The organism is Polaribacter sp. Hel1_85 (assembly GCF_000766795.1).
Lineage (GTDB): Bacteria > Bacteroidota > Bacteroidia > Flavobacteriales > Flavobacteriaceae > Polaribacter.
Genome location: NZ_JPDS01000001.1, coordinates 988,322 through 1,014,028, shown reverse-complemented (window position 1 = coordinate 1,014,028; position 25,707 = coordinate 988,322). Strand labels below are relative to the sequence as shown.

The following is a 25,707-nucleotide window of genomic DNA, read 5'->3' as shown; positions in this document are numbered from 1 at the left end:
TAGTGTCTTTAGGGGTTAATTGTTTGTATGTTTCAAATTCCTAGTGTTTATTAGGAATTTTGTTTTTTTATTACTTTTTAATTACGATGTATGTTTTTTGTTGTGGCTGTTTTTATGATTTAACTATTTTTTAACTGTAATTTTATATCAAACAATAAATACCTTAATTCATGAGAAAAAAAATCACATTGTTACTCCTTTTGCTTGTAGGTTTTTGTGCAACTGCACAAACCATTAATGTAAAGGGTGTTGTAAAAGATGCTAATACCGGCGATCCATTGCCAGGAGTTAGTATAATAATTAAAGGAACAGTAGTTGGTACTGAAACAGACTTTGACGGATTATATAGTCTTTCTAAAGTTCAAAACGGTGCAGTTCTTGTCTTTAATTATTTAGGATATGCCATAAAAGAAGTGGTAGTTAGTCAACAAACTATAAACGTTTCTTTAGAAGAGTCTGCTGAGGCTTTAGATGAAATTATAGTAGTAGGTTATGGTTCACAAAGAAAAGAATTAGTTTCTGGTGCTTTTGCAAGTATAGATTCTGAGAAAATTACAGAATCAAACCCTGCTAGGATTGAAGAGGCTTTAAAGGGTAGTGCAGCAGGGGTTCAGGTTTCTGCTAATTCTGGTTCTCCAGGAGCTTCTCTTAATATAAGAATTCGTGGAATTACATCAAATGGAGATAATAGTCCATTAGTAATTGTAGATGGTGTTAATATAGGTAGTGATCTTAGTATTATTGATCCAAATGATATTGAAAAAATGGATATTATTAAGGATGCAAGTTCTGCAATTTATGGTGTACAAGCAGCTAATGGTGTTATATTAATTACAACTAAATCTGGTAAGAAAAATAGGCCTACAAAATTTTCATATAACACTTACTTGTCAATGCAAGAAGCATCAAATCAATTAGATTTAATGAATGCTACTGAATATGCTGTATATGTTAATGAAATAGAAGTTGCAGATGGAAACCAAATACCATATACAAATTTAGGTAGTTTTGGAGTTGGTACAGATTGGCAAAACGAGTTGTTTACAACTTCACCAATTATTAGCCACACAATAAGTGCTAATGGTGGTTCAGATAAAATTACTTATGGAGTTAGTGCGAGTTATTTTGCTCAAGAAGGAATCATAGCGCCAGAAAAATCCAATTTTAATAGAGTAACTTTTAAAAACAATTTAGGGATAGATTTAACAGATAAGCTAAAGTTGAATACTTTTTTATTGTACACTAATATAAAAAGTAAAGGAATTCAAGATACACAAGGAGATCAAGATTCTGGTAGAGGGTCTGCTTTGTATTATGCTTTAAATGCATCTCCTTTAACATCTGTATATGATGGTACTGATGGTACTGGTCCATCAAGAGGATTCTCTTATATTGGAGATAATCAAGGGTCAGAAATTGTAAACCCATTAGCATTAATCAATAATACACATAATCAAACTAGAACAAATAGGTTTACAGGAAAGCTAGAATTAGAATATAATGTTTTAGAAAACTTAAAGGCAACAAGTCGTTTCAATTTTAATTATGCGGATGTTGTTAATAGACAATATTTTCCTATAAGTTATTATGGTCCAGGTAAAGTAGTAAACAATGTTGATTTAGATGGTAGTGTGTTTGATTTAGATAGAAATGACAATGGTAGTACAGATGTTTTTAGCACAGTTTATGAAAATAATCAAAACTATTTTGACTTTAGTTACGAGAATTTTTTAGAATATAAATTTTCTGTTGGAAACCATAATTTTAATACTTTATTAGGTTCTTCTATTAGAAGCGAGCAATTTTATGGAGCTTATGCAACAGGTTTTTTAACGTTAAGCACAGATAGAGATAATTGGAGTAATGCTTATTTATTTAATACACAATCTTTCATTTATGATGAAGTAAGAGATGATGATGATAATATTACTTCAGATACTATTAGACAAAACAATAATGCATCAACTGGTGTAAATGAAGATAGATGGTATTCATTTTTTGGAAGAATACAATATGATTATAATAGTAAATATCTTTTCTCAGCGATGTTAAGAAGAGATGCTTCAACAAGATTTGGTACTCAAAATAGAGTAGGTTATTTTCCATCAGTTTCAGCTGGATGGGTTGTAAACAAAGAAGGTTTTTTTAAGTCAGAAAGCATAGATAGACTAAAATTAAGAGCAAGTTGGGGTATTACAGGAAATGATAAAATAGGAAGTTATAGGTATTTAGGTTTTTTACAAGGTACTAATGGAACTGAAGCTTCTTATTCTTTTGGAGATAATTTATACTATGGTAATGCAATTGGAGGATTATCTAACCCAGATTTACAATGGGAAACAAATACACAATATAATTTTGGTATAGATGCTAGTTTGTTTGAAGGTAAATTAGATGTTGTTTTAGATTACTATAAAAAAACAACAAAAGATTTATTGTTAATTCCAGAAGTTTCTGGTTTAGTTGGTGCTTCTGCACCAGGAAGTAGTGCCCCTGTTGTAAATGCAGGTACTATAGAAAACAAAGGTTTTGATATAAGTTTAAACTTTAACCATGAATTTACAGAAGATTTTAAATTAGGTTTAGGAGTTAATGTTACTACTATTAAAAATGAGGCGAAAGAAGTAAATAATGCAGCAGGTTTTATTTCAGGAGGAAGATTTGATTTAGCTCAGAATACATCAAGGTTTCAAACAGGTTTACCAATTGGAACGTTTTATGGTTTAAAAACTAATGGAGTATATCAAAATCAAGCAGAAATAGATGCTTTAAACACGGATACTAATGATGATGGAGTAATAGATGATTTAGATGAGCCTTTTCAAAGTGGAGCAAAACCAGGAGATTTAAGATTTACAGATGTTGATGGAGATGGTATAGTAGAATTTGGTAGTGTAGATGATCAAACAGTTTTAGGTAATCCAATACCAGATGTTACAATGGGATTAAATTTAAATTTGAATTATAAAAATTTCGATTTTGCAACTTCATTATATGCTTCAATTGGTAATGATGTGGTTAGAAGTTATGAGCGTTTTTTAGCTTATAGTAACAGACCAAGTCTTTATTTAGATAGATGGACTGGAGAAGGAACTTCAAATACAGTTCCAAGAGCAACAACAACATCAACAGGAAATACATTGTTTTCAGATTTTTATGTAGAAGATGGTTCGTATTTAAGAATTCAAAATGTTCAATTAGGTTATTCTTTACCAAATACAGTTTTGGAAAAATTAAAGATGGATAAATTAAGACTGTATATAGCAGTAAATAATTTACACACATTTACAAAGTATAGCGGTTATAATCCAGATGTATCAAATGCTAGTCCATTAGGTGCAGGTGTAGATTTAGGGCAATATCCACAGACACGTACATTTACAACTGGGGTTAATATTTCATTTTAAAATAATTAATTATGAATAAAAAAATAATAAAAATAATAGGATTCCTTGTATTAGCTTTTTCAGTTAATTCTTGTGATGATTATCTTGATATAACAAAAGAAGGAGAACAAAGTTCAGAAAACTACTTTAATTCTCAACAAGATTACGAAGATGCTTTAATTGGTGTTTATGATCTTTTAGGAACTAATTATCTAAATCATATTATAGGAGAAATAGCCTCAGATAATAGTTTAGCAGGAGGAGAAAGACCAGATGATGTTACAGATTGGCAACAAATAGATGATATGATTCATACACCAGATAATAATGCTTTAAGAAATATTTGGAAATGGATGTATGCTGGTATTAGTAGAGCAAATTATATTATTGAGTTTAAGGATAAAGTAGATTTTGATAGAAAAACAGAATTATTAGCAGAAAATTTATTTTTAAGGTCTTATTATTATTTTGAGCTTGTAAAGTTTTTTGGAGATGTACCTTTATTTATTGATGGAAGAATAAGTGTAGCGAAAGCACAAGCTATAGATAGAGCTCCAAAAGCAGAAGTGTACGCACAAATAGAAGCAGATTTAACAGAGGCTATAAATGGTTTAACCTGGAATGCATCTCAACCAGGAAGAGCTACAAAAGGAGCTGCTTTAGCATTATTGGGAAAAGTATATTTATACCAAGAAAAGTATGATGAAGCTGCAAATAAATTTAACCAAGTAATTGGTAAATATCAGCTTGAATCAGACTTTAGTACTATTTTTCTGAATAGTAATGAGAATAATAACGAATCTGTTTTTGAAATTCAATATTCTATTGGAGTAGAAGGTGGGAATTATGGACAATTAGAATATTCAGAAGGAAATGTGGCAGCAGGTTTTATGTCTCCTAGATTTACTGGGGAAAAATCTAATTGGGCTCCATATGCTGATGGTAATACATTTAGTACACCAGTACAAGAATTAGTAGATCAATACGATGCTGCAGATACTAGGTTAAATGGAACAATTTTCGACATGGAAGCTTTTGTTCAAGCAAACCCTAATGTAACTTTTGATGAAAGAAATGAATATACAGGGTACTATAACTTTAAATATATGGTATATGATGAGTCAAATATAGCAGATAAAAGAATTACTCATGGTAATAATTATAGAGTTATACGTTATGCAGATGTGTTATTAATGGCCGCAGAAGCTAATTTATTAGCTACGACTAAAAAAGATAATCCTCAAGACTTATTAGATCAAGTAAGAGATAGAGCTTTTGGAGATACAAATCATAGAGTTCCTGCAAACATTAATAATATATTGCAAGAAAGAAGATTAGAACTTGCTGGTGAAGGGCATCGTTTTTTCGACTTAGTAAGAACAGGTAAAGCTAAAGAGGAAATTGAAAATAATGTAGATGTTACAAGTAAAGGAACTGAAGTTTCGAAAACATTTATAATTGGTAAAAATGAAGTATTTCCAATACCAAGAATAGAAATAGAATTGGCAGGAAATAGATGGTGTCAAAATAAAGGGTATGCAACTTCAACTTGTTCAACAAATTAAAAACGGATAATATGAAAATAATAAATAAAATATCTAAAGTTTTTATCATTATTTTGGTGATAATAGCTTGTACAGATGAAAATAATCTAGATTTTTTAGATTCAATACCTGCGCCTTCTAATGTTTCTGCAGCATATAGTATTACTCAAGATAATTCTGGGGTGGTTACTATTACACCTTTAGCAGAAGGAGCAACAAGTTTCGAAATTGATTTTGGGGACGGAAGCGCTTTAGAAGAGGTTAAGGCAGGAAAAAATATATCACATACTTATGTAGAAGGAATTTATGATATAAAAGTTGTTGCTTCAAATATTAAAGGGGATACTACAGAAATAACACAAGAACTAATCGTGTCTTTTCAAGCACCTCAAAATTTAGTAGTTACACTAGAAAATGATGCTGCAATTTCTAAACAAGTTAATATTACTGTAACAGCAGATTTTGCTACAACTTACGAATTTTATTCTGGGCAAACAGGAGTGGATCAACCAGTTGATTCAGCTAATATTGGTGATGTTCTTGCATATCAATATACAGAACCAGGAACTTATTCTGTAAAAATTGTTGCAAAAGGTGGAGCTGTAGAAACTACAGAATATACAATGGATTTTGAAGTAACTGAAATTTTAGCACCAATAGCTTCAGCACCCACACCTCCTAAAAGAGAAGATGCAGATGTTATTTCAATATATAGTGAAAAATATCCACAAACAACTGTTGACATGTTTGTAACTGATTGGTCACAATTAACTTTACATGAAGAGGTTGCTATAGAAGGGAACCAAACATTGGTGTATAGAGAGTTAAGTTACGCGGGAATTATAACAGAAGCATCTCCAATAAATGCATCTGCTATGGAATTTGTACATTTTGATATTTGGACAACAAATGTAGATACCTTTAAATTAAAATTTGTAGATTTTAATGGAACTGGTTATAATGGTGGTACAGATAATATTGAATTTGAGATTGAGAATGCAATTACAGAAAAAGGAAAATGGTTAAGTTTTGATATTGCTTTATCTGAATTTACTGGAGTTCCTTTTATAGATATTAACCAAATGGTAATTGCAGCATCTCCAACAGGAACAGTATTTATAGATAACCTGTATTTTTATAAGGCAAATGCATCGGCATTTGATGATGGTTTGTTAACTAATGGAGATTTCGAAAATGGAAGTGATTCTTGGATAGAAGGTGTAGATGATACTAAGCCTGCTCCAGTTGTTACAAATGGTAGTAATTCTCATTATTCAGTAAATGTTGCTGCTCCTGGAAATGCATGGGAAACAAATGTTAGTCAAAAACTTGAAATTATTCAAGGTAATACATATACTTTAACTTTTGATGCTTGGTCTGATGTAAATAGAACTATACTGACAGGAATAGGTTTAAGTGCAGATCCTTGGACAAATGATTCCCAAACAATGAGTATAACACCAACTAGAACAACTTATACACTTACATTGTCTTCTGCCGAATTTGGAGCAACAGATGCAAGAGTTATTTTCGATTTAGGAGTAGATGCGGGTCAGGTTAATCTTGATAATGTATCATTAATAATAGGTACAGGAAATATTGTTGTTAACGGAGGTTTCGAGAATGGAAGTGAACCTTGGATAGAAGGCGTAGATGATACCAAACTTGCTCCAGTTGTTACAGATGGTAGTAATTCTCATTATTCAGTAAATGTTGCTGCACCTGGAAATGCATGGGAAACAAATGTTAGTCAAAAACTTGAAATTATTCAAGGTAATACATATACTTTAACTTTTGATGCTTGGTCTGATGTAAATAGAACTATACTGACAGGAATAGGTTTAAGTGCAGATCCTTGGACAAATGATTCCCAAACAATAAGTATAACACCAACTAGAACAACTTATACACTTACATTGTCTTCTGCCGAATTTGGAGCAACAGATGCAAGAGTTATTTTCGATTTGGGAGTTGATGCGGGTCAGGTTAATATTGATGATGTTTCTTTATCTAGTAATTAGATTTGAAAGAATTATTTAAATAAAAGTTAAATTTTATAAAATATAAAAAATGAAAAAACTTAAAAATATTTATATCGTTTTATTTTCTCTAGTTACTTTTTTCTCTGGATGTCAGGAAAACAAATATGAGGTTGGAGAAATAATTATTCCTTCAAATATTACAATTACAGCAGAAATTATTGGTGTAGATGTAGATAATCCTTATGGAGATGGTACAGGTTTTGTTGTCTTTACTGCAACTGCTGATAATGTTACTAATTATCAATTTGATTTTGGTGATGGTAAAAAAGATGTTGAACCATCTGGAGTCATTAAGCATCGATTTACAGAGGTTGGAATAAATAATTATACAGTAATTGTTAATGCTACAGGTTCTGCAGGATTAGGTTCTAGCACTGTAATGGATGTTACTGTATATAGTTCTTTTTCTGATGTAGAAGCAGAAAACTTCTTAAGTGGTGCTAATGTTGGTGACATTAAAAAATGGTACTGGCAAGCAAATAAAGATGGACATGTAGGTATGGGACCATTTGAAGATGATTATGGTAATGGAGACTTTGCACATGAAGCTTGGTGGCCTGGACCTGAAGCTTGGGATGATGAAAAATCATGTATGTATGATAATGAGTTTGTATTTACAAGAACAGCAGACGGTATTACATTTGAACAAACTGTTGGTCCAGCTTTTGTTCCTGGTACGTATGCAGGATTTTTAGGTATAGATGGAGATCAATGTTATAATCAAACAGTAGCAACAGAAATGTTTGGTGTTAAAAATGTTACAATAATACCTTCGGAATCTAAAGCTGCTTTAGAAGGTTCGTATAATGAAGAACCATATAGAGGTACTTCTTTTGAAATATCAGATGGAGGATTTATGGGATGGTTTGTTGGAGCAAGTAAATATGATATTATTTCTATCACTAACGATGAACTAATTGTTAGAATTATAGAAGACCCTGCTACGGGTGAGGGTGCAGCTTGGTACCATAAATTTACTTCTACAAAACCTATAAAAGGTGCTGGTGGAGCTAACTATACATACAATGATTTAGCTTGGGAAGATGATTTTAACACAGATGGAGCTCCCGATCAAACCAAATGGACTTATGATTTAGGTACTGGTGTAGATGGTTGGGGTAATCAAGAAAAACAACTTTATACAGATGTTATAGAAAATGTAAAAGTTGAGGGAGGTTCTTTAATCATTACAGCTAAAGCTGATGGTAGTGGAGGTTATACTTCTGCGAGATTAAAATCTGAAGGTTTATATAAATTTACTTATGGTAGAGTGGAAGTAAAAGCTAAATTACCAGCTTCTCAAGGTACTTGGCCAGCAATTTGGATGCTAGGAAGCAATAATAAAGTTGTAGGTTGGCCAGCTTCTGGTGAAATTGATATCATGGAACAGGTTGGGGATGATAAAAATACTGTTTTAGGTACTTGTCATTGGTTTGATGTTCCTTCAAATTCTGGAGCTAAGTATGGTACAACTACAGCAATTACAAATGCTTCTTCAGAGTTCCATTTATATACTTTGGAGTGGACAGAGCAATCTATTAAAATTTATTTAGATGATGTAATGTATTATGAAATGACTAATAGCGAGACATTGCCATTTAATTCGGATTTCTTTTTAATATTAAATGTTGCCATGGGAGGTAGTCTTGGAGGAACTATTGATCCTGCATTTACTGAAGATACAATGGAAATTGATTACGTTAAAGTATTTCAATAAAATTTATTTAATAAGGTCAGTTATTTGACTGACCTTATTTTTTTCTTTTTAAAAGAAGTATACACTACTTTATTGAATTCAATTTTTAGTCCCAAAAACTATTTTCAAATTTTATAACTTAATACTTAAATGATGAAAAATATTTTTCTAACATTTATTTTTATGCTATTTACTTTGAGTGCTTGTAAACAGTCACGTAAAGTAGAATTAGTAAGTAATGTGCACGGAATAAAGTTACTTGTAAATGGAGAAGATTTTATTATCAATGGAATGAATTGGGATTATTTTCCAATAGGAACAAATTTTACTTATAGCCTATGGCAACAACCTGATGTTTTAATAAAAGCAGCATTAGATTCAGAAATGACTTTGTTAAAAGATATGGGAGTGAATACAATTCGCGTCTATACAAGTATTCAACCTAAATGGATTACATATATCTATGAAAAGTATGGTATTTACACCATGTTAAATCATTCTTTTGGTAGATATGGAGTTTCTATAAATGGAAATTGGGTACCTGTAACAGATTACAGAGATGTTGAAACTCAGAAAACTTTAATAGAGGAAGTTTCTAAAATGGCAGAAGCGTATAAAAATACTCCAGGATTGTTATTGTTTCTTTTAGGAAATGAAAATAACTATGGACTTTTTTGGGCCGGAGGAGAAACGGAAGACTTTCCGGATAATGAAAAAGAAATAGCAGCAAAAGGCGAAAAGTTAGGACGACCAATGTATCGACTAATGAATGAAGCCGCAAAAAAAATAAAATCAATAGATAATTCACATCCAGTTGCAATTTGTAATGGAGATTTAGGATTCATAGATATCATAGCAGAAGAATGTACAGATGTCGATATTTATGGGACAAATATGTATCGTGGAAAATCTTTTGGAGATGCTTTTGAAAAAGTGAAAGCAACATTAAAGATGCCAATTTTGTTTACAGAATTTGGTGCGGATGCATTTAATGCAATAGACAATAAAGAAGATCAAAAAATGCAGGCATTTTATATGATTGAAAATTGGAAAGAGATTTATGAAAATGTTGCTGGTTTAGGTAAAGCAGAAAATTCAATTGGAGGCTTTACTTTTCAATTTAGTGATGGTTGGTGGAAATATGGACAAACTGTTAATTTAGATACTCATGATACTAATGCTTCTTGGGCAACTGGAGGTTATGCTATCGATTATGTTAAAGGAAGTAATAATATGAACGAGGAATGGTTTGGTATCTGTGCTAAAGGCCCTACAAATGAAAAAGGTTTGTACACATTGTATCCAAGAGCTGCTTATTATGCTTTAAAAGAAGCACATCAAATAAACCCATATTCTAAAGGAGTAACTGCAGATTTAATTTCAAAGCATTTTAGTGAAATTAAAATATCAGAAGCACTTTTAAAATCACGAAAAAATAAGACTTCCTTAGATTAAGGAATGAAATAAATATACAGAGTAGTAAAATATTCAGAAGAAATTAAATATTAATTAGAACCTCTTATAAATCGTTACAGAGGTTTTTAGAATACCAATTTTAATGACAAATAAGACCATTTTTCTAGGAAAAAATAAAGCAGACTTTCAAACTCAAGAAGTGAAAGGAGAAATGATGAATTTTGATAATGAAGTTTATTATAAAATTGCTAATAGTAATGAAATGAGACCCTTTTTTATGAGTATTGTTTCAGACTCAAATCATTGGATGTTTATTTCTAGTAATGGAGGTCTTACAGCTGGTAGAAAGAATAGTGAATACTCACTTTTTCCTTATTATACAGATGATAAAATCACAGAAGCTGAAGATGTAACTGGTAGTAAATCTATTTTTCAAGTTTCAAAAAACGGAAATATATATTTATGGGAACCTTTTTCTCAAAGACAAATAGGGTTATATAAAACAAGACAAAATTTATATAAAAACAGTTTTGGAAATAAAGTTATTTTCGAAGAAATTAATGAGGATTTAGAAGTAATCTTCAGATATCAATGGAGTTCTACTGACAAATTCGGATTTGTAAAAAAATCAACATTAATTAATAATTCTTCTGATAAAATACAAATTACATTTTTAGACGGTTTACAAAATATTATTCCTTCGGATGTAGAAACAGATTTACAAAACTCTCGTAGTAATTTAGTAGATGCTTACAAGAAAAGTGAATTACAAGCAGAATCAGGATTAGGTATTTATGCTTTAAGTGCAATTATTGTTGATAAAGCAGAACCAAGTGAAGCTTTAAAAGCAAATATAGTTTGGTCTTTAGGTATCGAAAATCCAATTCATTTATTATCATCATTACAATTAGATAATTTTAGAAGAGGAAAAGAATTACATCAAGAAGTAGATGTAAAAGCAGAAAAAGGTGCTTATTTTATTAGTGCAGATTTAGATTTATCAGCAAATGAAACCAAAGAATGGAGTTTTGTAGCGAATGTAAATCAAACAATTGGAGATATTGAACGTATTTCTAAAGCAATTATAAATGATAAAAATTTAGAAGAAAGTATCCTTGAAGATATTGAATTAGGTACAAAAAACTTAATTGCTTTAACGGGTGCTGCAGATGGTTTACAAGTAACAAACGATCCTTTAGTAAACACAAGACACTTTGCAAATACACTTTTTAACTTAATGAGAGGTGGTACTTTTGATGATGATTATAAAATTGAAAAAGAAGATTTTATAAAATATATTGGAAAGGCAAATAAAAAAGTAATCAAGAAAAAAGAAGAATTGTTAAATGACTTACCAGAGGAATTTACATTAAATACAATTCTTGAAATAGCAGAAAAAGATGAAGATAAAAACTTTAAAAGACTTTGTTTTGAATATTTACCATTAAAATTTAGTAGAAGACATGGTGATCCAAGTAGACCTTGGAACAAGTTTTCTATCAACACAAAAAATGAAATTGATGGTTCTAAAATTTTAGATTATGAAGGTAACTGGCGTGATATTTTCCAAAATTGGGAAACATTAGCACATTCATATCCTGAATTTATAGAAAGTATGATTCATAAGTTTTTAAATGCAACAACTTTTGATGGTTACAATCCTTATAGAGTAACAAAAGATGGTTTCGATTGGGAAATTATTGAAGAAAATGATCCTTGGTCTTATATTGGTTATTGGGGAGATCATCAAATAATTTACTTATTAAAATTCTTAGAATTTATAGAAAATCATTATCCAAATCAATTAGAAAAACGTTTTTCTGAAGACATTTTTGTGTATGCAAATGTGCCTTATAAAATTAAAGATTACAAAAGTATTCTTATAAATCCGAAAGATACAATTGACTTCGATTTTGAGTTAGATGCTAAAATTCATCAAAAAAGAGAAGAATTAGGAGCAGATGGCGCTTTATTAAGAGATGAAAATTTCTTTATTTATAAAGTGAATTTAATTGAAAAATTATTAGCAACTGTATTAGCAAAAGTATCCAACTTTATACCAGAAGGAGGTATTTGGATGAACACGCAACGTCCGGAATGGAATGACGCTAACAACGCTTTAGTTGGTAACGGAGTTTCTATGGTAACGTTAAATTACTTAAATAGATTTATAAATTTCTTCGAAAAAGTAGTGACTAAATCAACAACTGAAGAAGTTGAAATTTCATCAGAATTAGCAACATTCTTTAATGAAGTTGTAGCAACTTTTAACCAAAATAAAAATATCCTTTCAGGAAGTGTTTCAGATACAGAAAGAAAAACAGTTTTAGATGGTTTAGGTGAAGCAGGAAGTGCTTTTAGAACTGCAATTTATGAAAACGGATTTTCTAGTGATAGAAGTACAATTTCTAAAACAGAATTGTTAGCATTCTTTACAATTACAAAACAATATTTAGAGCATACAATTAAAGCAAATAAGCGTTCAGATAACTTATTCCATGCTTATAATTTAATGACGGTTGAGAATGATACAGAAGTGTCTATTTCTTATTTACCAGAAATGTTAGAAGGGCAAGTTGCTGTTTTAAGTGCTGGATATTTATCACCCAAAGAAGCTTTAAAAGTTTTAGACGGAATGAAAGCGAGTGCTTTATTTAGAGAAGATCAATACAGTTATATTTTATATCCAAATAAGGATTTACCACGTTTTGATCAAAAAAATGTAATTTCTAAAGCGGCTGTAAAAAACTCTAAATTATTATCAGAATTGATTAGTGATGGAAACACACAAATCATTAATAAAGATGTTTTAGGTAATTATCATTTTAATGCAAACTTTAACAATGCAAATAGTTTAAAAGGTGCTTTTTCAGCATTGCCAGAAACGTATGCAGATTTAATTGAAAACGAAGCTGGTTTGTTATTAGAAACTTTTGAAGAAGTATTTAATCACAAAGCATTTACAGGTCGTTCAGGAACTTTCTTCGGATATGAAGGTTTAGGTTCTATTTATTGGCACATGGTTTCAAAATTATTATTAGCGGTTCAAGAAAATTGCTTGTTAGCGATAAAAAATAATGAAGATGAAGCTGTAATTGGTCAATTATTAGATCATTATTATGAAATTCAAGCAGGTATTGGTGTGCATAAATCACCCCAATTATATGGTGCTTTTCCAACAGATCCATATTCTCATACACCAGGAGGAAAAGGAGCACAACAACCAGGAATGACAGGTCAGGTTAAAGAAGATGTATTGAGTAGAATTGGTGAGTTAGGTGTTTTTGTAAAAGAAGGAAAAATCATTTTTAATCCAAGATTATTAAGAGGAAGTGAGTTTATTAAAACTCCAAAAACTTTTAAGTATACAGCAATTAGCAAAGAAGAAAAATCAATTGAATTAAAAGAAGATTCACTTTGTTTTACCTATTGTCAAGTACCAATTGTATATAAAAACACGAAAGAAGAAAGTATTAAAATATTTTTTACGGATGATCGTGTTGAAGAAGTAAAAGATTTAACGCTTGATACTAATATTTCAAAAATGATTTTTGAAAGAACAGGAGAAATAAATAAAATAGAAGTTTCAGTAAAAAAATAACAACTATTAATGACCAGTAGCTTTCATAAATATCGATTTTTTATTCCTTTAATACTTACCGTTTTTAGTTGCAAAAATGCAATTGAAACTAAAGTAGATAAAGAAATTATTATTGAGAAAAAAGTAGATTCTCTTCTAAAGTTAATGACTTTAGAAGAGAAAATTGGTCAAATGTCTCAAGTAAGACACTTTTGGGATATTTCTAAAAATGATGTTGCTACTAAGTTTATTGGTTCTGTTATTCATACACAAGGAGTAAATCCTGGAGAAACGGCTAAAGAATGGCAGCAGAAATTTATAAAATTACAAAAGCAAGCACTTTCTACACGATTAGGAATTCCTTTGTTGTTTGGTGTTGATGCAATTCATGGTCAAAATACGTTTAATGGAGCAACTATCTTTCCACATAATATTGGTTTAGGAGCAACTGCAAATGCAAAATTGGTTGAAGAAGCAGCAGCAATTACTGCTATAGAAGCACAAGCAACAGGTTTTAATTGGGTTTTTTCACCTTGTATTGCAATTCCTTATAATGAAAAATGGGGAAGAGTTTATGAAGCGTTTTCTGAAAGTACTGAGCTAACATCTATTTTAACAAAAGCATCTATAAAAGGACATCAAGGAGATTTATCCGATTCTAAAACAGTGATGGCAACAGCCAAACATTTTATTGGTGATGGAGCTACAGAATTTGGTGTAGAAGGAGGGGAAACATCGCTATCTAATAATGAAATAAACAAAAGATTAATGCCTCCTTATAAAATTGCTGTAAATGAGAAAGTTGGAGCGGTAATGGCATCATTCAATACTTTAAATAGGAAGCCAATGCATGCTAATAAAGCATATCTAACAGATACTTTAAAGCAAAAAATGAAGTTCGATGGAATTGTAGTTTCTGATTGGAAAGGCTATACAAAATTTGGTAGAAATAATATTGTGAATGCTGGTGTAGATATGATAATGGCTGTTGATGGCGATTTAGATTATTTTCAAAGTAATTTAAAGAAGGCTGTTGATTCTAGTTATGTTTCTGAGGTAAGAATTAACGACGCAGTAAAAAGAATTTTAAGACAGAAGTTTAGATTGGACTTATTTAAAAAACCTTTTCCAGATTCAACATTAGTTTCTAAAATAGGTAGTAAAGCACATAGAGATATAGCAAAACAAGCGGTAAGAGAATCTTTAGTTTTATTAAAAAATGCAAATAACGCTTTGCCTTTATCAAAAGAAACAAAGAAAATTGTAGTTGTTGGTGAACATGCAAATTCATCTGGATTACAATCTGGAGGTTGGACAATTAATTGGCAAGGAACTTCAGAAAATTATAAAGGAGCTACCACTATTTTAGATGGAATTAAAAAGCTTTCAAAAGGAAATGTTGTTTATGATAAAGATGCAAAGGGAAATTATTTTGATGCAGATGTTGCAGTTATAATTGTTGGCGAAACTCCTTATGCAGAGTTCTTTGGAGATATTGGTCATGAATCAAATACTAGAAAATTAACACTTACCAAAGAACATCAAAAGTATATAAAAACATATTCAGAAAAAGGAATTAAAACGATTGTTGTTTTAATTTCTGGAAGACCATTAGTCGTAACAAAACAGATCAAAAAATCAGATGCATTTGTTGCAGCTTGGTTACCAGGTTCTGAAGGAGATGGAATTGCAGAGGTTTTGTTTGGAGATTTTAATTTCTCTGGAAAATTGCCTCATTCTTGGCCAAATGTAGTAAATGATTTTAAAGGAAAATATGGACCTAATTTTTGGGACAAAAGCATAAAACCATTATATCCTTTTGGATATGGTTTAAAATATTAAATAATTATAAAGAGTAAGAATATGAATTTCAAATTTCAAATTTTAGTAACGATTTTAGTATTGTTTATTGGTTTTGGATGTAGCTCTAAGAAAGATAATAAAGAAGTGAAAAAAGAAATTAAAGAAGAAATGACAGCAGCCAAAATTTTAGGAAACCCAGAATATTTAGCCATTTCTTATGGAGGATATAGAGAAAAATCAAGAGAAGATAATCAACCTACAATTCCACAATTAAAAGAAGACTTAAAGTTGATGCACGCTATGGGTATTCGCATTATTAGAACCTATAACGTACAACCAAAATTACCGCACGCAGCAAATATTTTAGAAGCAATTAGTCAACTTAAAAAAGAAGATTCAAACTTCGAAATGTATGTAATGTTAGGTGCTTGGATAGATTGTGTAAATGCTTGGACTGATAAAGAACCTAATCATGAAATTGAAAGTGAACAAAATGAAGGAGAAATTGATAGAACAGTCGCTTTAGCAAATAAATACCCAGACATTGTAAAAATTATTGCAGTTGGTAATGAAGCAATGATTAGATGGGCAACAAGTTATTTTGTGAGACCAAATGTTATTTTAAAATGGGTAAATCATCTTCAAAATTTAAAGAAAGATGGAAAACTTTCTAAAGATTTATGGATTACTTGTTCAGATGATTTTGCTTCATGGGGTGGAGGAGATCCTAGTTATAGAGTAAAAGATTTAGAAGATATCATAAAATCTGTAGATTACGTTTCTATGCATACATATGCTTATCATAATTCTCATTACAACCCAGGTTTTTGGAAAGTACCAGATAATGAACAGCATTTATCAGACAAAGAAAAAATAGATAATGCAATGTTACGTGCTTTAGAGTTTGCTAAAAAGCAATATAAAGATGTTTCTGATTATGTAAAAAGTATCGATGCAACAAAAACAGTTCATATTGGTGAAACAGGTTGGGCAACTATTTCTAGCGGACATTATGGTGTAAATGGTTCTAGAGCAACAGATGAATACAAGCAAGGGCTTTACTATAATCAATTAAGAGAATGGACAAATAAAGAAGGAATTTCTTGTTTCTATTTTGAAGCTTTTGATGAACAATGGAAAGATGCTCAAAATGCAAATGGATCCGAAAATCACTTTGGATTATTCACTTTAAAGGGAGAAGCTAAATATCCTATTTGGAATTTAGTTGATAATGAGTCTTTTAAAGGTTTAACCAGAAATGGAAATCCAATTATAAAGACATTTAATGGTAATAAAGAGGCTTTGATGAAAGGTGTTTTAGTACCTAATACAGATTATAATAGATAAAATTTAATACAATGAAAACGAACTATTTTTATTCAATCCTTTTTTTATTAGTAATGATAAGTTGTAATAAAGTTGATAATAAATTGGTAGTAGATGTTTATGAAACTTCAGAAAGTGGGAATAAATTAACAAAAATAACTGAATTTATTGCTGATGAAAATTCATCAATAATTAAGTTGAATCCAAATCAAAAATTTCAAACTATTACAGGTTTTGGAGGTGCTTTTACAGAATCATCAGCATATTTATTAAATCAGGTAAGTAAAAAAAATAGAGATATTATTATACAAGCTTATTTCTCTGAAGAAGGCGCAAATTATTCGCTAACAAGAACACATATGAACTCTTGTGATTTTTCTTTAGGTCAGTATTCATATTCGCCTGTAGAAGATGATATAAATTTAGAACATTTTACAATTAAAGAGGATAAAGATGATTTAATTCCGATGATAAAAGATGCCATGAAAGCGTCTAAAGATGGATTTAAAATATTTGGTTCGCCTTGGACAGCTGCACCTTGGATGAAGGATAATAATAAATGGGTTGGAGGAAAATTATTACCTAAATATTATGATACTTGGGCATTATTTTTTTCTAAATATGTAGATGCTTATAAAGAAGAAGGAATCGATATTTGGGGTTTTACTGTAGAAAATGAACCTATGGGTAATGGAAATAATTGGGAAAGTATGCACTATTCTCCAGACGAAATGACAAGCTTTGTACAGAACCATTTAGGACCACAATTAGAAAAAGATGGTAAAGGAGATTTAAAAATTTTAGGTTATGATCAAAATAGAGAACATTTAAATGAATGGGTAGATTCACAATTTCAAAATGAAGAATCCTCAAAATATTTTGATGGTACAGCGATACATTGGTATGCAAGTACTTACGAGATTTTTCCAAAAGAATTACAATATGCACATCATAAAGCTCCAAACAAATACTTAATTCAAGCAGAAGCTTGTGTAGATTCTCAAGTTCCTGTTTGGCAAGATGATACTTGGTATTGGAAAAAAGAAGCTACAGATTGGGGTTGGGATTGGGCTCCAGAAAAAGACAAACATTTACACCCAAAATATGCACCCGTAAATAGATATGCAAGAGATATAATTGGTTGCCTAAATAATTGGGTAGATGGTTGGGTAGATTGGAATATGGTTTTAGATACAAAAGGAGGTCCCAACTGGTTTAAAAACTGGTGTATTGCTCCAGTAATTGTAGATCCAGAAAAAGATGAAGTGTATTTTACGCCACTTTATTATACAATGGCACACTTTAGTAAATACATAAGACCAGAAGCAAAAGTTATTGGTTTAGAGAATTCTGATAAAGAATTGCAAGTAACTGCAGCTCAAAATACAGATGGTTCTATAGCTGTTGTAGTTTTCAATGAAGGGAAAACAAAGAAGAGTTTTAAATTACAATTGGGTGAAAAAGAAACTTTTATAAATATAGATGCTCAGGCATTACAAACGATCATGGTATCAACTATTAAAAAATAAAAAATATGTCAAACTTAAAAAAATCTTCTAAAGTACCAATGGGACAAAAAATTGCTTTTGGAATAGGCATGTTTGCTAATCAAATGTTTCCTGCAATTTTAGGAATATTTATGGTAGTACTTGTAGAAGATTTAAAATTTACTGGATTAATGTGGGGAATGATTTATTTATTTCCAAGATTATTCGATGCAATCACAGATCCTTTAATGGGTTTTATTTCTGATAATACTAAATCTAGATGGGGTAGACGTAGAATATATGTTTTAATTGGGGGGATTGTTATGGGGATTTCCTATGTTTTTATGTGGCAAATATTTAAAGAAAATACAGTTCAGTATAATTTTTGGTATTTCTTTTTTTGGTCAATTATTTTCTATTTAGGACTTACACTTTTTAGTGTTCCATATGTGGCAATGGGATATGAAATGAGTGACGATTTTCATGAACGAACAAATATAATGGCAGTAGCACAATGGATTGGGCAATGGGCTTGGGTAATTGCTCCATTATTTTGGATCATAATGTATGATCCAGAATGGTTTCCATCAGCAGATGTAGCTGCACGAGAACTCGCTATTTGGGTGGCAATTCCTTGTGCATTTTGTGCAATTGTTCCTGCTTTATTTATCAAAAGCGAATCTACTCTTGATAAAGATTACGAAACCTTAAGTTTATCAAATGTAGGGGGAAGTCTTAAAAAAATATTAACCAGTTTTAAAGAAGCTTTTAAAATAAAAGAATTTAGAAAATTATGTGGAGCTACTTTCTTTATATACAATGCTTTTATGGCGGTTTCTTCAATTACATTTTTTGTAATAGTATATAAGCTTTTTAATGGAGATGCAGGTGCTGCTGGTATTTGGGTAGCACTATTTGGTGCTTTAGGAGCAATAGGTACTACTTTTATTGTAATACCTGTGGTTACTCGGCTTTCAAAGAGTTTTGGTAAGAAAAAAGCTTTTATGATTTGTCAAGGTATTTCAATCTTCGGCTATATAATGTTATACTTTGTATTCATTCCAGGAAAACCTTGGATGTATATTTTTGCTTTACCATTCTTCTCATTTGGTATTGGTAGTTTATTTACAATTATGATGTCTATGACAGCAGATGTTATTGATATAGATGAATTAAATTCAGGAAAACGAAGAGAAGGAATTTTTGGAGCTATATACTGGTGGATGGTTAAAGTTGGATATGCTATAGCAGGTGCATTAAGTGGTGTAATTATTTGGTTAGTTGGTTTTAATTCTGATTTACCAACTTTAGATCAACAAGGTGCAGTTGATGGTTTACATGCATTCTTTTGTTTTTTTCCAACAATTGGTACAATTGCAGCTATGTATATTATGCGTGATTATGATGTGTCTGAAGAACGCGCATTTGAAATTCGTTCAGAATTAGAAAGAAGAAAATTAGAAAAGAATAATATTACTACTAAAAAAATATAGATGTCATATAGAGAAGAGCATCATTCAAAATTAAAATATAGCTCTCAATTTGATAGTTTAGGTGTTGATTTTAAAGAATTATCTACTGAAGAGTTAAAAAACCTTTGGAGAAGTACTTTAAACAAAGGAATGCATGGAGTTTGTTTTAGTATGTATGAAGATGGGCAAGAGCCCGGAGATACGATTACTGATGAACAAGTGGAAAGAAGAATTAAAATTTTAAAACCTTATACTAAATGGATTCGCTCTTTTTCGTGTATTGAAGGAAATGAACATATACCAAGAATTGCTCATAAACATGGATTAAAAAATATGGTTGGTGCTTGGCTAGGAGATGACTTACAAAAGAATGAAGAAGAAATTGAAGCGCTAATTAATTTAGGAAAAGAAGGTTGTGTAGATATTGCAGCTGTTGGAAATGAAGTTTTGTATAGAAATGAATTATCAATAGAGCAATTAATAGTGTATATAAAAAGAGTAAAAGAGGCAATACCTCATGTAGAAGTTGGATATGTAGATGCCTATTATAAATTTTCAACATATCCAGAATTAGTAGAAGTTTGTGATGTTGTTTTAGCAAACTGTTATCCATTCTGGGAAGGATGTCCTATAGATTACGCATTAAATCACATGCAAAAAATGTTTAAGCAAGCAAGTGATTTTAGTCAAGGTAAGAAAGTAATTATTACTGAAACTGGTTGGCCAAATCAAGGTGATAGTGAAGGAGGAGCAGAGCCTTCTATAGAAAATGCAATTAAATACTTTATCAACAGCCAAATCTGGTCTTCAAAAAACAATATTGAAACCTTTTATTTTTCTTCTTTTGATGAGTCTTGGAAAGTTGGAGATGAAGGAAGTGTTGGTGCTTATTGGGGACTTTGGGATAAAAACGAAATCTTAAAGTTTTAATATACAGTTTGATAAATCATTAAAACTTATAATTGTAACTCTATAGATATTTTTTGTTTATAGAGTTTTTTTATGTTTTAAAAACTATACTTGATAATTTTAATTCTTAACATGTAAATATTTCCCTATACAATACCTATACAAAGTTTTATTTTGTTAAAATCAAGCTGTATTTTTTTTGAATCAGCTAAGTACTAATAGGGGGTAGTTTTATTGGCCTTAAAGTTTTTTTTAGATTTTTTTTAAGTTTTTTTTTGCTTGTATGTTTTTTGTAGCGGTATTAAATGTTAATATAGAATACTTTAAGGTTAATATTGCGTAATAACTATTAAACACAATTCGATTATGAAAAAAATTACTTTATTATTAATTTTAATGATTACTTCATTAGGTTTTTCTCAACAAGAAACATTTGAGATTACTTTTGAGACAGGAACTGCAGGGAGTGATGCAACTAAATGGAATGTATTTGAAAACGATTCAAATCCAGGATTAGAGGTAGTTCCTAATCCAGACGCAAGTGGTGTAAATACATCTGCAACAGTTGCACAATTTATAGCTTTATCTACTGGCCAACAATGGGCAGGAACAGAAGTTCAACATGCAGTTTTAGGTGAATGGGTTTTAGAAGCTTCTAACACATCAATAAGTGTTAGTGTTTATAAAACAGTTATAAGTGATGTTACTGTAAAATTTGTAAACTCAACAAGTGGTACAATTTTTCAATTAGTAAAGCCAAATACAAAAATTAATGAATGGGAAACATTAACGTATGATATTTCTTCTGCTGTTTCAAGTGGTGAAAATCATAACATAGATCAATTTGTTATTTTTCCAGAATGGTCAGCAAGAACAGATGATACAATTACATATTTTGATAATGTAACTTGGACAGCAAATAGAACTGCAGCTGCAGGAGGCAGTGGTTCTGGAGGTTCTGGTTCAGGATCTGCTCCTACAGATGCTCCAACAGCTCCAACAGCTGCTGCTGCTGATGTAATTTCAGTTTTTAGTGATGCTTATACAGATGTAGATGCAACATGGAACCCAGGTTGGGGACAATCAACAGTTTTATCTGATGAAACTATAGCAGGAAATGCAGTAAAAAAATATGAAAGTTTTACATTTTCTGGTATAGAGCCATCTTCTCCTATTAATGCATCGTCTATGGCATATATCAATTTAAATTATTGGACAAGTGATGCAACAGAAATTAAAGTAAAATTTGTAGACTATAATGGAGATGGAACTTGGGGGAGTGATAATACAGAAGCAGAAGTTGTAAAATCTGTTTCTACTGATTCTTGGGGAACTTTAAGTATTCCATTTACAGACTTTACAGCAATAACTGCAGGTATAAAATTTAATGACTTAGGTCAATTAGTATTAAGTGCAACAGGAGCAACAAATGCAGTATATATTGATAATATTTATTTTTCTAAAGAAGAAGTTACAAGTGGAGGTTCAAATGTAATTGCACCAACAGATGCTCCAGCAACACCAACAGCTGTAACTTCAGACGTAATTTCAATTTTTAGTGATGCTTATACAGATATAGAAGCAACATGGAATCCAGGTTGGGGACAATCAACAGTTTTGTCAGATGAAACGATTGCTGCAAATGCAGTAAAAAAATATGAAAGTTTTACATTTTCTGGTATAGAGCCTTCTTCTCCTATAGATGCATCATCTATGGTTTCAATAAAATTAGATTATTGGACTAGTGATGCAACAGAGTTAAAAGTAAAATTAGTAGATTATAATGGAGATGGAACTTGGGGTAATGATAATACAGAAGCAGAAGTTGTAAAAACTGTAACAACAGGTTCTTGGGGAACTTTAACAATCCCTTTAACTGATTTTACAGCAATAACTGCAGGAATTAAATTTAATGATTTAGGTCAATTAGTATTAAGTGCAACGGGAGCTACAAACCCAGTTTATATTGATAATATCTATTTTACAAAAGAAGCTTCAAATGGAGGAGGTAATACTGCAACAGCACCAACAGATGCACCAACTGCTCCAACAAAAGCAGCTTCAGATGTAATTTCAATTTTTAGTGATACTTATACAGATTTAACCTCTACTTGGAATCCAGGTTGGGGGCAGTCTACAGTATTAGAAGATGAAACTATTGCAAGTAATCCTGTAAAAAAATATTCAAGCTTTACGTTTACAGGAATCGAACCTTCAGCACCAATTGATGCATCTTCAATGACTCATATAAATTTAAATTACTGGACAAGTGATGCAACAGAGTTAAAAGTAAAATTAGTTGATTATAATGGAGATGGAACTTGGGGTAATGATAATACAGAAGCAGAAGTTGTAAAAACAGTAACAACAGGTTCTTGGGGAACTTTAAGTATACCTTTTACAGATTTTACAGCAATAACTGCAGGTATTAACTTTAATGATATTGGTCAATTAGTATTAAGTGCAACAGGAGCTACAAACCCAGTTTATATTGATAATATTTACTTTTCTAACGGAAGTGTTTTAAGTACAAGTACTTTTGCATTGGCTAGTATAAAAATATATCCAAACCCAACAACAAATTTTATTAATATAAACTCTCAATCAAATATTCAAAAAGTTGAAGTTTATAATGTATTGGGTGCAAAAGTTAAAACATTAAATACAGATGATAAAAATGTTTTAATTGATGTTTCTTTATTTAAAAAAGGTATATACTTACTAAGATATGAAATTGATAATGCTATAGGAACTTCTAGATTCATCAAACGATAAAAAGTTATAATTTTTATATATTAAAAACTCAAATATTTATAATATTTGAGTTTTTTTTATTCTTAGATTTATTTGAACTTCAATTTTATTTTCAACAAAAGTTATATCTTTATTGTCAAAATAATATTCTTTTGAAAATTTTTATAAAACCATTTTTTTTAATTCTTATTTTATCAATTTATAGTTGTTCAAATAAAAAAGAATCTCAATCAAGTAAAAAAAGTAATGATTTAATAAATGAGACTAGTCCTTATTTATTACAACATGCTTATAACCCTGTAAATTGGAAACCTTGGAACAAAAAAACGTTAGATTTAGCTAAAAAAGAAAATAAGCTAATTGTAATTTCTGTTGGTTATTCTGCTTGTCATTGGTGCCATGTAATGGAGGAAGAAAGTTTTGAGAATGACTCTATTGCAAAAATTATGAATGATAACTTTATCAATATAAAAGTTGATAGAGAAGAAAGACCAGATGTAGATAAAGTTTATATGAATGCAGTTCAGTTAATGACAGGTAGTGGTGGATGGCCATTAAACTGTATTGCTTTACCAGATGGAAGACCCATTTTTGGCGGAACTTATTTTACAAAAGAGCAATGGTCTAAAGTTTTAAAAAGTATTTCGAAGTTATATAATGAAGAGCCAGAAAAAGCAATTGCATTTGCAGAAAACTTAACCAAAGGAATTAAAGAATCTCAGTTAATTACTCTTAATAAAAAAACACCAACATTTACAAACAATAAAATTACTGCTTCTGTAAATATTTGGAAAAATCAAATAGATACTGTTTTTGGAGGAACAAAAGGATCTCCAAAATTTCCAATGCCAAATTCTTTAGATTATTTATTAAGATATAATCATCAATTTAATGATAAATCTATTGAGAACTATCTTGAGAATTCACTCACTAAAATGGCTTATGGTGGTATTTACGATCATATTGGTGGAGGATTTTCTAGATATTCTGTTGATGAAAAATGGCATATTCCTCATTTTGAAAAAAATGCTATATGACAATGCTCAATTAGTAAGTTTGTATGCTAAAGCATACTTAAAAGATAAAAACACTTTGTATAAAAGTACTGTAAAAGAAACTTTAAGTTTTGTTAATGAAGAACTTACTTCTAAAAATGGGGCTTTTTATTCATCTTTAGATGCAGATAGTAAAAATAAACTTGGAGAAAAGGAGGAAGGTGCTTTTTATGAATGGACAAAAGAAGAATTAAAAAAATTATTGAAAACTGATTTTACTTTATTTAAAGAATATTATAATATTAATGATTATGGATTTTGGGAAAATAATAAATATGTCTTAATCAGAAATACATCTAATAAAGATTTTTCTAGAGAACATAATCTTACTTTAAATCTTTTAGAAAATAAAGTTTTAGATTGGAAGAAAACATTAAAAGAAGCCAGGAATAAAAGAAGTAGACCAAACTTAGATGATAAAGTGTTAACTTCTTGGAATGCTTTAATGATTCAAGGTTACGTAGATGCTTACAGAGCTTTTGGAGATGCTGAATACTTAAATATTGCTTTAAAAAACGCAAATTTTTTAATAGAAAATCAAATAAGAAAAGATGGTGGTTTAAATAGAAATTTTAAAAATGGTAAAAGTACAATTAATGCATATTCAGAAGATTACGCAACTGTAATAAAAGCTTTTACTTCTTTATATGAAGTTACCTTGGATGATAAATGGCTTATCAATTCAAAAGAATTAATTGATTATTTATTTGTTAACTTCTTTGATGACAATAATAAAATGTTTCATTTTACATCAAAAGAAGATGAAAATTTAATTGCGAGAAAATATGAAGTTATTGATGGAGTAATACCGTCATCAAACTCTATGATAGCAAATAGTTTATTTAAATTAGGTCATTATTACTCTGATAATAATTATTTAAAGACTTCAGAACAAATGTTAAATAATTTAGCTTTAGATATTAATAATAACCCTTATAATTATAGCAATTGGCTAAATTTAATGACCAATTTTACCAAACCATTTTATGAAGTTGTAATTGCAGGAAACAATGTAAAAGAAGTAAATAAAAGGTTAATCAATAAATATTTACCTAATATATTAATAGCAGGAACAGCTGTAGAGAATAATGAATTACCATTATTAGCTTATAAATTTAATGAAGATAAAACCTTAATTTATGTTTGTGTAAACGGCACATGCAAAAAGCCAGAAATAATTTTGGAAAAAGCAATTGATGTTATTAAAAAATAATTTGATTTTTAGATTTTTATAAAC

14 protein-coding genes are annotated in these 25,707 nt (G+C 30.2%); all 14 read left to right on the top strand.

The features are described 5' to 3' along the window. The first annotated feature begins 170 nt into the window (after window positions 1-170). The 14 genes from PHEL85_RS04460 (at window position 171) to PHEL85_RS18245 (ending at window position 25,683) form a co-directional block, all read left to right on the top strand. A complete protein-coding gene (locus PHEL85_RS04460; RefSeq protein ID WP_036821589.1) occupies window positions 171-3,407 on the top strand; it encodes a SusC/RagA family TonB-linked outer membrane protein in 3,237 nt (1,078 codons plus the stop codon). Window positions 3,408-3,418: 11 nt separating this feature from the next. Next, window positions 3,419-4,951: a RagB/SusD family nutrient uptake outer membrane protein gene (locus PHEL85_RS04455; protein ID WP_036821587.1), complete on the top strand. Its 1,533-nt coding sequence runs from the start codon at window positions 3,419-3,421 to the stop codon at window positions 4,949-4,951. Window positions 4,952-4,962: 11 nt separating this feature from the next. After that, a complete protein-coding gene (locus PHEL85_RS17245) occupies window positions 4,963-6,951 on the top strand; it encodes a carbohydrate binding domain-containing protein (RefSeq protein WP_052108447.1) in 1,989 nt (662 codons plus the stop codon). Window positions 6,952-7,000: 49 nt separating this feature from the next. Further along, complete coding sequence (locus PHEL85_RS04435) at window positions 7,001-8,689, top strand: family 16 glycosylhydrolase (protein ID WP_036821584.1); 1,689 nt, start codon at window positions 7,001-7,003, stop codon at window positions 8,687-8,689. 162 nt (window positions 8,690-8,851) lie between these two features. Next, window positions 8,852-10,123: a glycoside hydrolase family 2 TIM barrel-domain containing protein gene (locus PHEL85_RS04430; RefSeq protein WP_235318230.1), complete on the top strand. Its 1,272-nt coding sequence runs from the start codon at window positions 8,852-8,854 to the stop codon at window positions 10,121-10,123. 103 nt (window positions 10,124-10,226) lie between these two features. After that, window positions 10,227-13,685 (top strand): hypothetical protein, encoded by a 3,459-nt coding sequence (locus PHEL85_RS04425; protein WP_036821579.1) that lies wholly within the window; start codon window positions 10,227-10,229, stop codon window positions 13,683-13,685. A gap of 9 nt (window positions 13,686-13,694) precedes the next feature. Further along, complete coding sequence (locus PHEL85_RS04420) at window positions 13,695-15,506, top strand: glycoside hydrolase family 3 protein (RefSeq protein WP_081965073.1); 1,812 nt, start codon at window positions 13,695-13,697, stop codon at window positions 15,504-15,506. Window positions 15,507-15,527: 21 nt separating this feature from the next. Continuing rightward, window positions 15,528-16,814, top strand: coding sequence for a glycosyl hydrolase family 17 protein (locus PHEL85_RS04415; protein WP_036821567.1), 1,287 nt, complete (start codon window positions 15,528-15,530; stop codon window positions 16,812-16,814). Between the two features lie 53 nt (window positions 16,815-16,867). Further along, the gene (locus PHEL85_RS04410; RefSeq protein WP_410477245.1) at window positions 16,868-18,322 is read left to right on the top strand and encodes a glycoside hydrolase family 30 protein; all 1,455 of its coding nucleotides are present in this window, start codon (window positions 16,868-16,870) and stop codon (window positions 18,320-18,322) included. Window positions 18,323-18,327: 5 nt separating this feature from the next. Beyond that, window positions 18,328-19,773, top strand: coding sequence for an MFS transporter (locus PHEL85_RS18080; protein WP_036821564.1), 1,446 nt, complete (start codon window positions 18,328-18,330; stop codon window positions 19,771-19,773). Further along, window positions 19,774-20,682, top strand: coding sequence for a glycosyl hydrolase family 17 protein (locus PHEL85_RS18075; protein ID WP_036821562.1), 909 nt, complete (start codon window positions 19,774-19,776; stop codon window positions 20,680-20,682). A gap of 345 nt (window positions 20,683-21,027) precedes the next feature. Then, a complete protein-coding gene (locus tag PHEL85_RS17240) occupies window positions 21,028-23,436 on the top strand; it encodes a T9SS type A sorting domain-containing protein (RefSeq protein WP_052108446.1) in 2,409 nt (802 codons plus the stop codon). Window positions 23,437-23,567: 131 nt separating this feature from the next. Beyond that, window positions 23,568-24,452, top strand: coding sequence for a thioredoxin domain-containing protein (locus PHEL85_RS18250; RefSeq protein ID WP_316931318.1), 885 nt, complete (start codon window positions 23,568-23,570; stop codon window positions 24,450-24,452). Next, complete coding sequence (locus PHEL85_RS18245; RefSeq protein ID WP_316931316.1) at window positions 24,442-25,683, top strand: hypothetical protein; 1,242 nt, start codon at window positions 24,442-24,444, stop codon at window positions 25,681-25,683. Before PHEL85_RS18250 ends, PHEL85_RS18245 begins: the two co-directional genes overlap by 11 nt. The last annotated feature ends 24 nt before the right edge of the window (window positions 25,684-25,707 follow it).

Excerpts from the sequence above, each read along its gene's own strand:
- PHEL85_RS04460 (WP_036821589.1), top strand. The coding sequence starts at position 171 with ATGAGAAAAAAAATCACATTGTTACTCCTTTTGCTTGTAGGTTTTTGT.
- PHEL85_RS04455 (WP_036821587.1), top strand. The coding sequence starts at position 3,419 with ATGAATAAAAAAATAATAAAAATAATAGGATTCCTTGTATTAGCTTTT.
- PHEL85_RS17245 (WP_052108447.1), top strand. The coding sequence starts at position 4,963 with ATGAAAATAATAAATAAAATATCTAAAGTTTTTATCATTATTTTGGTG.
- PHEL85_RS04435 (WP_036821584.1), top strand. The coding sequence starts at position 7,001 with ATGAAAAAACTTAAAAATATTTATATCGTTTTATTTTCTCTAGTTACT.
- PHEL85_RS04430 (WP_235318230.1), top strand. The coding sequence starts at position 8,852 with ATGCTATTTACTTTGAGTGCTTGTAAACAGTCACGTAAAGTAGAATTA.
- PHEL85_RS04425 (WP_036821579.1), top strand. The coding sequence starts at position 10,227 with ATGACAAATAAGACCATTTTTCTAGGAAAAAATAAAGCAGACTTTCAA.
- PHEL85_RS04420 (WP_081965073.1), top strand. The coding sequence starts at position 13,695 with ATGACCAGTAGCTTTCATAAATATCGATTTTTTATTCCTTTAATACTT.
- PHEL85_RS04415 (WP_036821567.1), top strand. The coding sequence starts at position 15,528 with ATGAATTTCAAATTTCAAATTTTAGTAACGATTTTAGTATTGTTTATT.
- PHEL85_RS04410 (WP_410477245.1), top strand. The coding sequence starts at position 16,868 with ATGATAAGTTGTAATAAAGTTGATAATAAATTGGTAGTAGATGTTTAT.
- PHEL85_RS18080 (WP_036821564.1), top strand. The coding sequence starts at position 18,328 with ATGTCAAACTTAAAAAAATCTTCTAAAGTACCAATGGGACAAAAAATT.
- PHEL85_RS18075 (WP_036821562.1), top strand. The coding sequence starts at position 19,774 with ATGTCATATAGAGAAGAGCATCATTCAAAATTAAAATATAGCTCTCAA.
- PHEL85_RS17240 (WP_052108446.1), top strand. The coding sequence starts at position 21,028 with ATGAAAAAAATTACTTTATTATTAATTTTAATGATTACTTCATTAGGT.
- PHEL85_RS18245 (WP_316931316.1), top strand. The coding sequence starts at position 24,442 with ATGCTATATGACAATGCTCAATTAGTAAGTTTGTATGCTAAAGCATAC.